This window comes from Pseudorhodobacter sp. E13 (genome assembly GCF_003991405.1).
Lineage (GTDB): Bacteria > Pseudomonadota > Alphaproteobacteria > Rhodobacterales > Rhodobacteraceae > Pseudorhodobacter.
In genome coordinates this window covers 1-14078 of sequence record NZ_RPEN01000138.1, presented here as the reverse complement: position 1 = coordinate 14078, position 14078 = coordinate 1, and the positions used below count along the sequence as shown (strand labels likewise).

17 protein-coding genes are annotated in these 14078 nt (G+C 62.4%); all 17 read left to right on the top strand.

All coding sequences use genetic code 11. The annotated features are described in order from the left end of the window. Nucleotides 1-8 precede the first annotated feature (8 nt). Nucleotides 9-482, top strand: coding sequence for a phage virion morphogenesis protein (locus tag EGN72_RS02435; RefSeq protein WP_127045062.1), 474 nt, complete (start codon nt 9-11; stop codon nt 480-482). Between the two features lie 125 nt (nt 483-607). Continuing rightward, on the top strand, nt 608-1606 hold the full coding sequence (locus tag EGN72_RS02430) for a phage protease (protein ID WP_158623116.1): 999 nt from the start codon (nt 608-610) through the stop codon (nt 1604-1606). After that, the gene (locus EGN72_RS02425) at nt 1603-1983 is read left to right on the top strand and encodes a capsid cement protein (protein WP_127045060.1); all 381 of its coding nucleotides are present in this window, start codon (nt 1603-1605) and stop codon (nt 1981-1983) included. Before EGN72_RS02430 ends, EGN72_RS02425 begins: the two co-directional genes overlap by 4 nt. A 14-nt stretch (nt 1984-1997) precedes the next feature. Continuing rightward, on the top strand, nt 1998-2972 hold the full coding sequence (locus tag EGN72_RS02420; protein WP_127045059.1) for a capsid protein: 975 nt from the start codon (nt 1998-2000) through the stop codon (nt 2970-2972). Between the two features lie 66 nt (nt 2973-3038). Continuing rightward, nucleotides 3039-3377: a hypothetical protein gene (locus EGN72_RS02415; RefSeq protein WP_127045058.1), complete on the top strand. Its 339-nt coding sequence runs from the start codon at nt 3039-3041 to the stop codon at nt 3375-3377. Nucleotides 3378-3557: 180 nt separating this feature from the next. Further along, on the top strand, nt 3558-3989 hold the full coding sequence (locus EGN72_RS02410) for a gp436 family protein (RefSeq protein WP_127045057.1): 432 nt from the start codon (nt 3558-3560) through the stop codon (nt 3987-3989). Continuing rightward, nucleotides 3989-4423 (top strand): hypothetical protein, encoded by a 435-nt coding sequence (locus EGN72_RS02405; protein ID WP_127045056.1) that lies wholly within the window; start codon nt 3989-3991, stop codon nt 4421-4423. Before EGN72_RS02410 ends, EGN72_RS02405 begins: the two co-directional genes overlap by 1 nt. Then, nucleotides 4420-4617 (top strand): hypothetical protein, encoded by a 198-nt coding sequence (locus EGN72_RS02400; RefSeq protein ID WP_127045055.1) that lies wholly within the window; start codon nt 4420-4422, stop codon nt 4615-4617. Before EGN72_RS02405 ends, EGN72_RS02400 begins: the two co-directional genes overlap by 4 nt. Then, nucleotides 4618-5550, top strand: coding sequence for a phage tail tube protein (locus EGN72_RS02395; RefSeq protein WP_127045054.1), 933 nt, complete (start codon nt 4618-4620; stop codon nt 5548-5550). It begins immediately after the preceding gene. 21 nt (nt 5551-5571) lie between these two features. Continuing rightward, nucleotides 5572-5886, top strand: a complete 315-nt coding sequence (locus EGN72_RS02390) for a hypothetical protein (RefSeq protein ID WP_127045053.1) — start codon at nt 5572-5574, stop codon at nt 5884-5886. Then, nucleotides 5820-6236, top strand: a complete 417-nt coding sequence (locus EGN72_RS02385) for a DUF1799 domain-containing protein (protein WP_233587001.1) — start codon at nt 5820-5822, stop codon at nt 6234-6236. Before EGN72_RS02390 ends, EGN72_RS02385 begins: the two co-directional genes overlap by 67 nt. Beyond that, nucleotides 6233-8836, top strand: a complete 2604-nt coding sequence (locus EGN72_RS02380; protein ID WP_127045051.1) for a phage tail length tape measure family protein — start codon at nt 6233-6235, stop codon at nt 8834-8836. The genes EGN72_RS02385 and EGN72_RS02380 overlap by 4 nt, the downstream gene beginning before the upstream one ends. 143 nt (nt 8837-8979) lie before the next feature. Then, nucleotides 8980-9252: a hypothetical protein gene (locus EGN72_RS02375; protein WP_233587000.1), complete on the top strand. Its 273-nt coding sequence runs from the start codon at nt 8980-8982 to the stop codon at nt 9250-9252. After that, nucleotides 9249-9776 (top strand): hypothetical protein, encoded by a 528-nt coding sequence (locus EGN72_RS02370; protein WP_127045049.1) that lies wholly within the window; start codon nt 9249-9251, stop codon nt 9774-9776. Before EGN72_RS02375 ends, EGN72_RS02370 begins: the two co-directional genes overlap by 4 nt. Next, on the top strand, nt 9773-10177 hold the full coding sequence (locus EGN72_RS02365) for an NlpC/P60 family protein (RefSeq protein WP_127045048.1): 405 nt from the start codon (nt 9773-9775) through the stop codon (nt 10175-10177). The genes EGN72_RS02370 and EGN72_RS02365 overlap by 4 nt, the downstream gene beginning before the upstream one ends. A 1-nt stretch (nt 10178) precedes the next feature. Further along, on the top strand, nt 10179-13529 hold the full coding sequence (locus EGN72_RS02360) for a host specificity factor TipJ family phage tail protein (protein WP_127045047.1): 3351 nt from the start codon (nt 10179-10181) through the stop codon (nt 13527-13529). Between the two features lie 10 nt (nt 13530-13539). Beyond that, nucleotides 13540-14078 (top strand): hypothetical protein (locus EGN72_RS02355; protein WP_370323141.1); only part of this gene is annotated, 539 nt, incomplete at its 3' end.

The following is a 14078-nucleotide window of genomic DNA, read 5'->3' as shown; positions in this document are numbered from 1 at the left end:
ATCTAGGCATGTTCACCATTGAAATCAAGGATGACGAGATCAGTGCCGCGCTGGACCGGCTGTTGCTGGACCTGGGCGATATGACGGCGGTCATGCAAGAAATCGGCGAGTTGCTTATGGCATCTACGAAAGACCGTTTCACGAAAGGCGAGGCCCCGGACGGCAGCAAATGGGCGGCAAAGTCCCCGAATACCAAGGGCCGTGACCGCAGACCGCTGTTTGGCCCGTCAGGGATGCTGTCGTCGCAGATTTTCTATGAGGCTGGTTCCAATCAGGTCGAAGTCGGCTCAAGCCGCGTTTACGCCGCCATGATGCAGTTCGGCGGCACCAAGGCCGCATTCCCGCATCTGTGGGGCGATATTCCGGCGCGGCCCTTCCTTGGCATCTCCGAAGATGACCGCGCGGGCATCTTGGCCACGGTCGAGGAGTGGTTGGCAACCAGCGCACAAGGCGGCAGCACCGGCGGCGCGCCCGCCAACTGACGCCGCCCGCCCCGCGCGCGCGAAGACCAGCGATCCCCCGCAAACCCTTGTGGATTAATCGGCGTCCCTCATGACGGCATAGTCGCCTCATGAAAAACTCTTCTCACATTGCCCTCATGCAAGCCATGCCGCTTGATCTGCCCGCCGAGGCAGGTATTCCCGAATGGGTCCACCTTTTGCCGGGCGGCGGCACGGTTCACACCGGCGATCATCGCGGTCCCTACCGTGTCACGAGCTTGCAGTCGATCATCGCAACATCCGGTGCGGTGAAACTGCCTATCGACGAAAACCATTCCATCGACATCGCTGGACCACGCGGCGAACCCTCCCCGGCTCGTGGCCATATTGTCGAGCTTCAGGCCCGCGACGACGGGCTTTGGGGGCGGGTTGAATGGAACGCTTCGGGCCGCGCACTGATGGAGGAGAAGGCCTATCTCGGCATCTCGCCCGTCATCACCCACGATCCCGCGAAAAACATCACCGGGGTTCTTCGGGCATCCCTGACGAACCGCCCCAATCTGCGCGGGCTGACCGCGCTTCACTCAGAGGAGAACGCAATGTCATTTGCGGCATTCGCCAAGGCGCTTGGCCTTGGTGACGACGCGGGCGAGGAAGATATCCTTGCCGCGATCAAGAAACTGTCGGGCGGCAGCAAGGATGCGACCGCCCTTCAATCGACCATCTCGGACGTTGGTGTCGCACTTGGCGTTGATCAAGATGCGCCTGCCAGTGCGGTCCTGATGGCCGCAAAACTGGCAAAGCAAGGCGATGCGGCCTTGTCCCAGCAAGTAACGGCGCTGCAGTCGCAACTCGACGGCCTGTTGGAAAGCAACAGCCGCAAGGCCGCAGAAGCCTTTGTGGATGGCGAGCGGAACAAAGGGGCCACGGCGGTGAACGAGCAAACCCGCGATGACCTCGTGGCGCTGCATATGACCAACCCGCAAACAGCCGAAAAGCTGATCAAGGGTGCCCCCTATATCAAGCCGCGCGAAGGCAGCCGCGACAACCCGGCCCTGCAGTCGGATCAGGGTGATCTGGTCAGCCGCGCAAAAGCCTATCAGGCGGCGCATGAAGGCATCACCTGGACAGACGCTGTTCTGGCCATCTCGGAGGGCAAGCAATGATCCCGATGTTCATCAAAAGCTATGAGGCAGCCGCCGCCATCGCAGCATTCCGCATTGTCGGCTTTGCCGATGGGGCCGCTGGCACCACGGTGGAAATGACCAGCGCCAACACGGATGCCGCTATCGGTGTGTCGGACGAAATGGGCGCGGACTTGGGCGACCAGTGCGACATTCATCTGGCGGGTCTGGCTTCGGTGGAACTGGGCGCGACCGTCACGGCGGGCCAACCCTTGATGTCGGACGCCACCGGTCGTGCCGTCCCGGCTGTGGCCGCAGCTTCGAGCACCCGCCGCGTCATCGGCTTCGCCCATGCTCCGGGTGTGGTCGGCGACATCATCGACGTCTGGCTGGCCCCGAGCCTGCTTGATCGCGCTTAATCAGGAGAGTTTCCATGGCACCTCGTCGCCCGTTTACAATTGACCCCATCCTGACCGCGATTGCGGTCGGGTTCCGCAATCCCGCCGCCTTCCGCATTGCCGATCAGGTTTTGCCGCGCGTGTCTGTCGGCGCGGAGAACTTCAAATGGACTGAATACCCGATCTCGGAAGCATTCAATACGCCGGATGCACGGGTCGGGCGTTTGGGCCGCGTCCAGCAGTTGACCTTCTCTGGCACCGAGCAGACCTCGTCGGTTGAGGATTTCGGCCTCGATGCACCGATCCCTTATGACGACATCGAGGCGGCTGCCGAAGCCCGCGCCCGCAAGGTTTCGGCCTATAATCCCGAGGCACATTCGGTTGGCATGCTGACCGACACGCTGGAAAATATCCGCGAGGTGCGGGTTGCGGGCTTGGTGCATAATTCGGCCAGCTATGCGGCGGACAAGAAGATCACGCTCTCGGGGACGTCACAGTTCTCGGACTATGCCAACTCTGACCCCATTGGCGCGTTGAAGGCTGGCATGGAAAAAACCTTGGTCTATCCGCCGAACACCTTGGTGATGGGTCGCGCGGTTTGGTCGAAGCTGTCCTCGCACCCCAAGATCGTCAATGCGGTCAAGGGCAATCTGACCAGCGAAGGCATCGTGACGCGCCAACAGTTCATCGATCTGCTGTCTGGCGAGGGCATTACCAACCTGCTGATCGGCGATGCCTGGCACAACACTGCCAAGCCGGGCCAAGCGCCATCGTTGGCACGGGCATGGGGCAAGCATATTGCAATGCTGCACCTCAACCCGATGGCTACGGTCGAAGGCGGTGGCATCACCTTTGGTCTGACCGCCGATTATGGCGGGCGCGTTTCGGGCCGGATCGAGGACAAGGATATCGGCCTCAATGGCGGTGTCCGGGTGCGGACCGGCGAACGCGTGAAGGAACTGATCGTCGCCAAGGATGTCGGCTATTTCATCGAAAACGCCGTCGCCTGATCGCTGTCAGGTTTTCCAGAGGGGGCGGGCAACTGCCCCCTTCGACAACCTGACAGGAGTGAGATCATGGCCAAACAGCCCAAGCCCACCGAAGCCGCCCCCGAAACCGTTCCGGCCTCCGAGACAGGGAAAACCCTGTCCGTGACAGGCGAATCTGAAGACGGGGTGAAACTCTCGGACGCCATCAACGCCGACCTTCAAAAGGGCGGTGCTGGCCGCACGGAGGAAAAGCCCGAGGGAGCGATTTCTGAACGCCGGGTCGCCACCGCCACCCGTCTGATCGAGCACAACGGTGAACCGATTGAGGCCGAGGGCGACATTGTTCTGTCTGAAGCCGAATTCAAGGCCCTCGCTGCCGTGGGCGCGGTTGCTGAAAAGCACTGGCACGACCTTCAAGACGCCTGACCCCCGAATTCCAAGCGAAAGGATCAATCGCGAACCGAGCGGAGCATGGGCCCACAAACGCAATCCCACCGCCGACGATCTGAGTAGGGGCGCGCGCACCCGAGTTGCGCGCTGCAACGTCTGAGAAAATGGACGCGACAGCCGGGAGAGACCGGCACCAGATGCCCAAAGGAACTCCCGATGACCTACGCGACTCTTGCCCAGATGACCGAGCGCTACGGTGCCGCCATGCTGATCGCCTTGACCGACCGGGCCGACGTGCCTACCGGCGCGATTGACGCGGCAGTCGTCGACCGGGCCTTGGCCGAGGCAGATGCGATGATCGACGGCTATCTGGCGGGACGTTACGCGCTGCCGCTGACCGCCACGCCACCCTTCATCGGTGATCTGGCGCAGGCGATTGCCATCTGGAAGCTGCACCTGTCGGAACCCGACCCCAAGGTCACGCGCGACTATGACCACGCCCTGCGATCCCTGCGCGATATTGCCAGTGGTGCCTTGCGCATTCCGGGTGCCGCTGGGGCGGAACCAGCCGCAACGGGCGGCTCTGGCGCGCGGATCACCGACCGCGAACGTCCCTTGACCGCCGCGAACATGAAGGGGTTCATCTGATGCAGGTTGACGCCGTCATTGCCCGCTTGAACGACCGCGCGTCCGGACTGCGCACCGTTGAGGGCGTAGCCGAATTGGCCGCTCTGATGGGGGCCAACGCGCTGGCGCAGCAGGGCGGCGTGGCTGCCTATGTGATCCCGACCGGATTGCGCGGGGGCCAAGTTACCAGCGCCTCGGAGATCTTCGTCCAATCGGTGTCCGAGTCCGTCTCAGTGTTGCTGTCGATGCGCAACGCAGGCCGCACGGGCGACAAGGCCTTGCTGGAGGTCGGGCCACATATTGACGCGGTGCTGGCGGCGCTCTGCGGCTGGGGGCCCGAAGATACCCCCGGTGTGTTTCAACTGGTTCGCGCGGGTGGCGTCTCGCTCGACAAAGGCACCTTCACCTATCTGATCGAGTTTTCCATCGCTGACCAATTGAGGATCACGCCATGAGCCGCAAAGCCCCTGACACCAAGCCTGAGACCACCCGCGAAACCAACGCCCCGCATCCGCTGCCCCAATCAGGCGGCAGCTTCACCGTTACGGCAGGCCAGCTTGTTCTGGAGGAATACGCGCGGAACGCGGCCTCCGCCCCTGAACAAACGCCGGATGAACCCGCCGTTAAATCCAACGTAAAGGAGGCTTAAATGCCGCTTTTCTGGCGCAAGAAGGTGCTGACCTTCAAACTGGAAACCACCTATGGCGTGGACGCGACCCCGACCGGGGCCGCAAATGCCATCCTTGCCATCGACATGGCCTGCATGCCGATGGAAGGCAACGATGTCAGCCGCGAGCTGGACCTGCCCTACATGGCAGCCCAAGGCACCATTCCGGCCGAGTTGCACAGCAAGATCACGTTCAAGGTGGAACTGGCCCCTTCCGGGACCGCTGGCACACCTCCCGCATGGGGGCCGCTTCTGCGGGCATGCGGTTGCGCCCAGACCATCGTGGCTACGACATCGGTGACCTATAACCCGGTCACTGACGGGCATGAGAGCGCCACGATCTATTTCAACATGGACGGAACGCTGGTCAAAATGCTGGGCGCGCGCGGCACCTGCGTGATGCGGGTCAATGCACAGGGCATCCCCTATCTGGAGTTTGAATTCCAAGGGCTGTTCACTGTGCCGACCGCTGCCGCCCTGCCCACGGCGGATTTCACCAGCTTCAGGAAACCGGAAGTTGCCAGCAAAACCAACACGCCCACCTGCACCATCGGCGGCACGGCCATGGTCATGCGCAGCTTTGCCCTGACCCTTGGCAACCAGTTGGAAAACCGCTTTCTGGTTGGGTCCGAGGCGGTGCTGATCACGGATCGCGCGGAAAGTGTCGAAGCAGTCGTCGAGGCGGTGCCGCTGGCCACGCTCAACCCGTTCTCGCTGGCGGCATCCCAAAGCCAAGTTCCGCTGGTTCTGACCCATGGCACGGTGGCGGGCAAACGCGCCACGATCAACGCGCCCGCAGCCCAGATGCAGCGCCCGCAAGGCGCGCAGAACGCCCAAGGCGTGGTCGAGTGGCCGCTGCGGCTCGTGCCACTGCCCGTGACCGGCAATGACCAGTTCACGCTGGTTCTGACCTGATCCACCTCACAGGAGACTGCCATGACCTTCAAGGTTATTACCAACCCCGAGTTCACCCACACCGTCACCGTCGACGTTCCCGTTGACGGCGGATTTGAAGAGCAGACCTTGCTGGCGCGCTTTCGCTTTGTGCCGCCGGGCGAACTGGCCGGGATGAATGGTCGCGATTACGCCGACGCGGTGCTGGTCAGCCTGGACGATCTGGCAGACGCCGAAGGCACCGCGATCCCTTACTCCGCCGCAGTGCGCGAGGAATGCCTTGGCCTGCCGTGGGTCGTTCTGGGTTTGGTGCGGGGCTACAACGCCGCGCTGCTGAAAGCCCGTTTGGGAAACTGACACAAGCAGGGCGGGATTGGGCGAACGGAACGCTGTTCAACACTCGCCCCGATGACGACGCCACCGAGGCGGCGTTCTGGGGCATCAATCCCGCCCTGCTGACCGCAACTGAAACCAAAGGCATCTGGGAGAGCAATGTGCCAGCCGTTCACGCCTTTCTGACCATCGACAGCCAGTTCCGCATGACGGCGCTGGCCCGTGGCGGCGTGCTGGTCCACGGTCTGGATTACAACGGCGCGCGCGCCGGGCTGGAAATGGCAGGCGTGGCTGTCACCCCCGATCTTTGGTCCGATATTCAGATGATCGAGGCCGGGGCGGTGGGCGAGTTGAACCGGGGGCGCATGCAATGACGCTGACCCTTGGGCTTTTGCTGACCGCCGATGCCAAGGGCGCGAAGGCTGAACTTGCCTCGACCGCCACTGAGGCAAAAAAACTTGGCACAGAGACCGCCAAAGCGGGCCGCGAGGCGCGCGGGGCCTCTGGAAGCGTTGCCAGCCTTGGCAGCGCAGGAGGAGCCGCAGCCGCCAAGGTGACCGCACTTGCCAACGCCGAAGCTGTCGCCGGAGCCAACGCGCTGGCGATGGGGCAAAGCCACAAGATCGCTGCAGGCAGTGTCGGAAACCTGACGGCACAGTTTTTCGATATTGGCATGATGCTGCAGGCTGGGCAGAACCCCTTGGTTCTTGCGATCCAGCAGGGCACCCAGATCAGCCAGGTCATCGGGCCGATGGGCGCGGCGGGTTCCGTTACGGCGCTTAAGTCTGCTTTCATGGGTATGATCAATCCGGTCAGCCTGATCACCATCGGCTCCATCGCAGCCGGTGCCGCCATGATCCAATGGTTGACCGGCGCGAAAGACAAAGCGACCACATTGCAAGACCGGCTCGAGGAGATGGCCGATGGCGTCGAGAATTTTGCGGATCGAGCGGATGCAGCGCGCGCGCCTTGGTCTGAACTGATTGAAGAGTTCGGTTCGGCCAGCCCTGCAGTTCGGCAAGTCCTGCAGGACATGGCGGGTTTGGCGAAGTTTGATGCCTATCAAAAAATTGACGAAACTTCCGAAAGTGTCCGCGAACTCGTTTTGGCGGGCACGACCCTCCAAGGCGGGTCCGCGCAGGCTGCAGCTCGGGATTTTCTGGGCCTGAAGAGTGGCAACAAGGCCGCCCGAGAGATGGCCTTTTCCTTTGCCCAGAACCTCGAGACGCTGCGCAACAGCGCGGACCCTGCCGAGCGCTTGGCGACAGCGCTCGATTTGCGCGACCAGTTACTGGGCAATTCAGGTGGCCTTAAAAACCTCAACGGCGAACAGCGCGAGCTTCACGATGGTTTGGCGGCCATTATCCGTGACATGTCTGCTTTGGGCGTCCAAGTCAGCGAGTCGAGTCAGCCTATGCTGGACGATTTGCGCGCCGTGCGAGATTTGGGCGCGGAAGTGCTCGAAAACATCCGCGCGCGGGTCGCATTGTCTGCCGATGAATACGCGAAAGGTGCGCAGGTCGTCGCATCGAAGGCCAGTCAGGTCGAACTGGAGCGGCTGACCGCGCTTTATGGTGCGGAGAGCACGCAAGTCACTGAGTTCAGGGCAGAGGCGGAACGCGCAGTCTATGCCGAGATGGTGCGCGGCCTTGATATCTCGGCGGACATGAAAACCTCGCTTCTGGAAAGCTGGGATGCCACGGCGCAAAGCGAAGCGGCAACCTACGCTTGGGCAGATGCGATGGGTTCTGTCGGAGCCGAGATCAATGGCATCTTGTCTGCGCTGTCACAATTGGGCGGCGGCCTCATTGCCAACGCCTCCAAAGTCGTCGAACTCGAGGCTTTGAAATCAGGCAAAAGCGTCGCAGATGCCCGCATGACCGCAGTGCGGTCACAGATCGATGCTGAATACAATGCCCGCGACGCAGCCGCGGAAAGCTGGTTCGATAAATCCGCCAATTGGGCCGAGCGCGAAATCAAGATGCGCGGCGTCAAGCTTGATGCGGAACTAGCCGATGAGCGGGCTGCCGCCGCGAAGCGTGAACGGGAAGCTAACCGTGGTGGCCGCTCTGGTTCTGGCCGCAGCTCCGGCACCTCTGAAGTCGACAAACAGCGCAGGGCGTTGGACGAACTGATCGCGCGGGAAGAGCGCGAGTTGGAGTTGCTGCGCGAAACGGACCCGGTGCGCAAGGAACTCTTGCGCAACCGTGAAGCTCTGGCCGGTGCCACCGAAGTCGAGATGTCCAAGGTTGAAGACTTGATTGAAACCCGTATCCGCGAAACCGATGCCCTCAAGCGGATGGAATGGGTCAGTGAGCAGGCTGGCAACGCCTTGATCGACGGGCTTATGGGCGGCGCAGACGCTGGCGAGCAACTGATCAAGACACTGGAGCGGGCGATATTGCAGGCGGTCATCTTGGGCGATGGGCCGTTGGGTGGCTTGCTGGGCGGCAGCGGTGGCGGCGGCCTGATGGGCAGCCTGTTTGGTGCTATCGGTGGCGGTGGGTCCAGCAGCGGCGGGTTCTTGGGTGGCCTGCTCTCGTTCAACCCGTTTGCCGGGGGCTATGCGTCAGGAGGGCTGGTTCATGGCCCCGGTTCTGGAACGTCAGACGAGATTTCGGCGCGGCTGTCCAATGGCGAGTTCGTCATGAATGCCAAATCGACAGCGCGATACCGGCATCTGCTGGAGGCCATGAACACCGGTTCCCCCATCCCCGGCTTCGCCGCAGGCGGGCTGGTCGGCCAAGTCGCCGCAGCCCCCGCGCTTGCCGCCGCTCCGATGTCTTTCGTCATCAATGACTATTCGGGGCAGAAGGTCGAGGCAACGCAAGGGACCGATAGCCGGGGCCAGCCGCAAATCACCATGACGATTGGTCAGCAAGCGGCGGCTGCAGTGTCACAGCGCGGCAACCCGTTGCGGCGCGCCATGCAGTCAGAGTTTTCGATGACGCCAGCGGTGAGGCAGCGCGGATGATCATGGATTGGCCCAGTTCATTGCCTCGTCCCGAGCGGCAGACGTGGCAGCGCAGCCTTCAGGATGGCCGGCGCAAAACCCAAGGCGACGCGGGGCCTGCGCGCTATGGCCGCAAGCTGAGCCGTGTGGCGCAGACCGTAACAATGTCGATGCTGCTCACACGGGATTTAAGAGCAGTTTTTGATCGGTTTTATGAGGTCGACTGCGCGGGCGGGACCCGGCTGTTCAACATGCCTGACCCTACCACTGACGGTTGGCCCCTTTTGGGCAGTGACGGGCTGCCGCTCTTGGCAGCGGATGGCCAGCCTTTGCTGTTGTCCAAGCTTTGGCTCTGCTCATGGGGCGATACACCGCCCAGCGAAACGCTTGTCGGCATCGAATGCCGCAAAACCTTTAGCCTGCAGGTGCTGCCATGAGACGCCTTTCCCTGAACGCGCGGCAAACGATTGACGATGAAGGCTCGGACGGGCTGTTTGTCGTATTGCTGGAAATCACCCATCCCGAGTTGGCAGGGGGACCGATCCGGCTGTCGACAGACAATGCGGAGCGGATATCGACCGACCCGCTGGTCTATGGCACCCGCTCGACATGGCGCGGCGCGAACCCGGTCACGCAGCCGTTCTTGTGGATCATCGCCTCGGCCTTGCTGCCGTCCGACCAGGAGGACGCGCCAGCGGCGGCGCAGATCGCGGTCGAAAACCTGAGCAGCGAGATGGCGGCGCTTTTGCGCAGTTTTCGCACACCCGCAACGGTCAATCTGGCCGTGGTCTTGGCGGAAACGCCCGATCTTATCGAGGCGGAATATCTCGATTTGCAACTGCTGAGCGCGAATATAACCGAGTCGGAAATCCTGCTGTCGATCAGCCGCGACGAGATTGAGCTGGAGCCGTTTCCGCCGGGCCGCATGACGCGCAACCGGTTTCCGGGGCTGCACCTATGAGCGCTTGGGCAAACGCATTCGTCGGAATTCCCTTTGCGCCATTCGGGCGGGACCGCCTTGGCGCGGATTGTTGGGGGCTGGCCTGCATCGTCTATGCCGAAGCGCGCGGGATCACACTGCCCGCATATCTTGGCTATGGCGGGGTCGATGAACATGCCGAAATCGACGCATTGATCGCTGGGGCCGAAGGCTCGCCGCTGTGGCTATGCCGCACGGGCGAGGCCCGGCCATTCGACATTGCCGTGTTCCGCAGGGGGCGGCTGGCCACACATCTGGGCATCGTGATCCGTCCCGGCATGATGCTGCACATGGTCGACGAGGACCGGGCAAAGATCGAAACCTATGGCACCGGGCGCTGGGGCAACCGTCTGGTCGGCCATTTTCATTGGGCGGGGGCGTGACATGACAGGTTTGGTGCCAGTCATCGCCGCGCCGCATTTTGACCCCGGCCAGCGCCGGATCACTTTGGAGTTCCCCGAAGGTCTGACCATCGCGGAAATGGTGCGGGCGGCTCTGCCTTGCCAGCCGTCGGCTGAGTTGGCGCAGGTCCGGGTGGCGCTGGTCACGGCGCGCGGCACCCAGTTGATCTTGCCAGAACACTGGGCGCGCGTTCGGCCAAAGGCCGGTGTGCGCGTGGTCATCCGACTGGTCGCTGGCAAGAATGCCCTGAAATCGGTGCTGTCGATTGTTGTCGCAGTGGCGGCCTTTGCGACGGGGACGTGGTTCGCAGGCTCGGTTCTGGGGCTGACGGCTGGGACGACGGCCTATTCGCTGGCTTTTGCCGGGGCGTCTTTGGCGGTCACAGCCCTTGGACAACTGTTGATCAATGCCCTTATTCCGCCCATCAAGCCCGAGGATCGCAATGCCGCCAACCGCTATTCAATCAGCGGATTGCGCAACCGACTGGACCCAAATGGGGCAGTGCCGGTGGTTTTGGGCAGTCTGCGCTACGCGCCGCCCTATGCCGCCTTGCCCTACACGGAAATCGTCGGGGACTTCCAATATGTGCGGGCGCTGTTCAACTTTGGCGAAGGCCGGGTGCAGTTGGACGATATCCGCATCGGCGAGACGTCCATCAGCGAATATTCCAACGTCGAGATCGAGGCGCGCGAAGGTGTCGACGCCGACACGACCATCGCCTTGTATCCACGCCAGATCGCCGAAGAGACGGTCGGCGTTGCACTCACCAGACCACTGCCCCGCGATGAACTTGGAGAGATCATCGCAGGCGTGGCCACGACCGACACGCCTATCGTGCGCACCACGGGGGCCGATGCCTCGGGCGCGTCGATCATTCTGGCCTTTCCATCGGGCATGATCCGGTTCGACAAAGAAGGCCGCTCGCATGCTGAAGGCGTCTCGGTCCGGGTGGAATATCGTCGTGTCGACGCAGACGATTGGGTTTTGCTGACCCAGCTGGATATCGTCGCGAAAAAGCTGGAGTCGTTCTACCGGCAGCACAGTTGGGAGTTTCCGACCCGCGCCCGCTATCAGGTGCGGCTCACACTGTTGAACGATGAAACCACCGACAGCACGATCCAACGCAGTGTCAGCTGGGCCGCTTTGCAAACCTTGCGGCCTGAATACCCGCTGGCCTATCCCCGGCCCTTGTCCTTGGTCGCTGTCAGGATCAAGGCCACGCACCAACTGTCTGGCGCCTTGGACAATATCAGCGCTCTGGGGACCCGCATCTGTGCGGATTATGACCATGTGTCTGGGCTTTGGGTGGAACGCGCGACCTCTAATCCTGCATCGCTCTACCGCTACGTCCTGCAAGCGCCGTGCAATCCAAAAGCGGTCAGTGACGCTGGGCTTGACCTTGGTCTTCTGGAGGAGTGGCACGACTTCTGCCGGATCAAGGGGCTGAGCTTCAACAAGGTTTTCGACGACAGCGCCACCTCTTTGCGCGACGTGCTGACACAGATTGCGGCTGTCGGACGCGCCACGCCGCGCCATGACGGTGCGCGTTGGGGTGTCACGATTGACCGCGCGCAAGATCTGATCATCGACCATCTGGATGCACAAAACAGTTCGGGCTTGCGGGCGACGCGCAGCTTTATCGACCATCCGCATGCGTTTCGGGTCAAGTTCTCGGACCAGACCAATGACTTCAAAGACGCCGAACGGGTGGTGCGCTGGCCGGGTTACACCGGCGAGATCACTGTGACCGAGGCCTTGGACATGCCGGGAATTACTGACCCCGACCTGATCTGGCGCGAGGCCCGGCGGCGGCAGTATGAGGCGATTTATCGCCCTGACAGCTATCAGGTCACGCAGATCGGCCCGGTGCGGGTTGCCACGCGCGGTGACAAGGTGATGCTCAATCATTACGTCCTCGACTCTGTGCAGGCATCGGCGCGGGTGCGAAATGTAATCGGGGCGTTGATCGAACTCGACCAGCCTGTGGAAATGGTCAATGGCCAAGCCTATGCCGTGCGGTTTCGGGTGTTTGACACGGAGGCCGCAGAGCCTGACAGCATCGGCACCTCAACCGTCAGGACCGTGAAAACGGTGGCCGGTGAACGTGATACCCTGACGCTGACCGGCACAGGACCGATGCCGCAGATAGGCGATGCAGTGCTGTTCGGTCGCGCCTCGGCGGAAAGCCTGCCGCTGATCGTTCGCGGCGTCGAACGGGCGCAGGACAATGACGAAATCCTGCACCTTGTTGACGAAGCGCCGATCATTGACACGCTGCTCGAGGCCGATTCCATTCCCACCTGGACAGGACGGGCGGGCGCAGAGCTGATCGAAGACGCCAGCGCCCCGGACACGCCGCGCTTTTCTGCGATCACCAGCGGCATCGCGCGCACCGGCGTTGCCAACCGGATCGACTATCAACTCACCGCAGCGACCGGCAGCGTGGTGACGGCCAACTTCGAGGTGGAACATCGTTTGGCCGGTGCGGCAAGCTACAGCGCAATCGTGCTGCCGGTGGCCAACGGTGGCGGTGCAATGACCACTTATGCCGTGGGTGATCAGGTGGAGCTGCGGGCGCGGGCGCTCGCGGCAAGCGGCGCGGCCAGCCCTTGGACCGCGAATGTCACCATCACCGTTGGTGCGGATGACGCAGGCATTCCGGTCGCTCTGGACGAAGCCGCAATCAGCGTCACGACCTTGCTTGGCGGTGCGCTGGTTCAATTTGCAACCGGTGCGGATGAGGCAACGACGCAGGTCCAGATCTATCGCTCGACTTCTGCCGTGCTGGACCGTGACGCCGACGCTGCCGGTGCAGCAATCGTTACGACGCCGCTGCAAAGCTTCAGCTTCGTGCTGGGCGACTCGACGCGGTCGAACCTGATCAGCGGCGGCACCATGAGCAGCCCTGCCGCTTGGACGTCGGGCGCGGGCTGGACGATTGCCAATGGCGTTGCCAGCCATGTGGCAGGCAGCGTTGGCACCCTGTCGCAGTCCTTTGCGGCAACCGAGGCCAAATGGTATCGCGTCGGGTTTACCGTCTCGGGGCGCAGCAACGGAGCCGTTACGCCGCGTCTGACGGGCGGCACGGCCTTCCTCGGCAGCGCCGCCAGCGCCAATGGAACCCATAGCGACCGGCTGCACGCGACCAACGGCACCACAACAATCGGCTTCGCAGCCGACAGCAGTTTCAACGGCGCGTTGGATGATGTCGTGGCCTATCTCGAAACCGCCGCCTGTCTGGCGCAGGGCACCCATTACGTCTGGCTGGAGCCGCAGAATGCCGATGGCATTCCGGGACCCGTCGCAGGCCCGTTCCTTATTTCAGTTGTCTAGGAGAGACCAAATGACCGGTGTAACCACAGTTAACCTTGAGACAGCGTCGGTTGTCCAAACGGTGCTCGGCAACCGCAGCGGCACAACGGTGCAGATCGGGGTCGACCAATTCACGGCGCTGGTCAGCGCGCAAATGTGGCCCGACTATGAGGCTGCTTTGACCTCGTATCAGGCTGAGCTTGATACCGGATTTGTGAATTTCAACATCTACCCCGATCTGGCGGCGGGCTTGGCTGCAACGCCCGTCGGCGGCCAGTTCGGCACCCGCGTTGGCACCGAAATCATCCGCTATCAACATGCGGAAGGGCAGATCAGCGTCGAACTGGCGCGCTACCCGACCGCAGACAGCGTGGCCTTGTTGGGCATGGACTTTGCCACGCCTGACGATGATGACGCGCGGCTGGTCGAGGTCGATGGTCAGGGCCAGCGCCTGCGGGCTTTTGACAAATTCGGTTTTCCCATGGTGCACACCGCACTGGATTTCAGGACGCCTTGGGATGATGCGTCCGTCGAGATCATGACCGGCGATGGCCACCGGATTGCGGCGCT

What these genes read in the sequence shown, in the direction of transcription:
- EGN72_RS02420 (WP_127045059.1), top strand. Translation starts at nt 1,998, where the DNA reads ATGGCACCTCGTCGCCCGTTTACAATTGACCCCATCCTGACCGCGATT.
- EGN72_RS02425 (WP_127045060.1), top strand. Translation starts at nt 1,603, where the DNA reads ATGATCCCGATGTTCATCAAAAGCTATGAGGCAGCCGCCGCCATCGCA.
- EGN72_RS02380 (WP_127045051.1), top strand. Translation starts at nt 6,233, where the DNA reads ATGACGCTGACCCTTGGGCTTTTGCTGACCGCCGATGCCAAGGGCGCG.
- EGN72_RS02405 (WP_127045056.1), top strand. Translation starts at nt 3,989, where the DNA reads ATGCAGGTTGACGCCGTCATTGCCCGCTTGAACGACCGCGCGTCCGGA.
- EGN72_RS02370 (WP_127045049.1), top strand. Translation starts at nt 9,249, where the DNA reads ATGAGACGCCTTTCCCTGAACGCGCGGCAAACGATTGACGATGAAGGC.
- EGN72_RS02390 (WP_127045053.1), top strand. Translation starts at nt 5,572, where the DNA reads ATGACCTTCAAGGTTATTACCAACCCCGAGTTCACCCACACCGTCACC.
- EGN72_RS02410 (WP_127045057.1), top strand. Translation starts at nt 3,558, where the DNA reads ATGACCTACGCGACTCTTGCCCAGATGACCGAGCGCTACGGTGCCGCC.
- EGN72_RS02415 (WP_127045058.1), top strand. Translation starts at nt 3,039, where the DNA reads ATGGCCAAACAGCCCAAGCCCACCGAAGCCGCCCCCGAAACCGTTCCG.
- EGN72_RS02395 (WP_127045054.1), top strand. Translation starts at nt 4,618, where the DNA reads ATGCCGCTTTTCTGGCGCAAGAAGGTGCTGACCTTCAAACTGGAAACC.
- EGN72_RS02400 (WP_127045055.1), top strand. Translation starts at nt 4,420, where the DNA reads ATGAGCCGCAAAGCCCCTGACACCAAGCCTGAGACCACCCGCGAAACC.
- EGN72_RS02375 (WP_233587000.1), top strand. Translation starts at nt 8,980, where the DNA reads ATGTCGATGCTGCTCACACGGGATTTAAGAGCAGTTTTTGATCGGTTT.
- EGN72_RS02430 (WP_158623116.1), top strand. Translation starts at nt 608, where the DNA reads ATGCCGCTTGATCTGCCCGCCGAGGCAGGTATTCCCGAATGGGTCCAC.
- EGN72_RS02435 (WP_127045062.1), top strand. Translation starts at nt 9, where the DNA reads ATGTTCACCATTGAAATCAAGGATGACGAGATCAGTGCCGCGCTGGAC.
- EGN72_RS02360 (WP_127045047.1), top strand. Translation starts at nt 10,179, where the DNA reads ATGACAGGTTTGGTGCCAGTCATCGCCGCGCCGCATTTTGACCCCGGC.
- EGN72_RS02365 (WP_127045048.1), top strand. Translation starts at nt 9,773, where the DNA reads ATGAGCGCTTGGGCAAACGCATTCGTCGGAATTCCCTTTGCGCCATTC.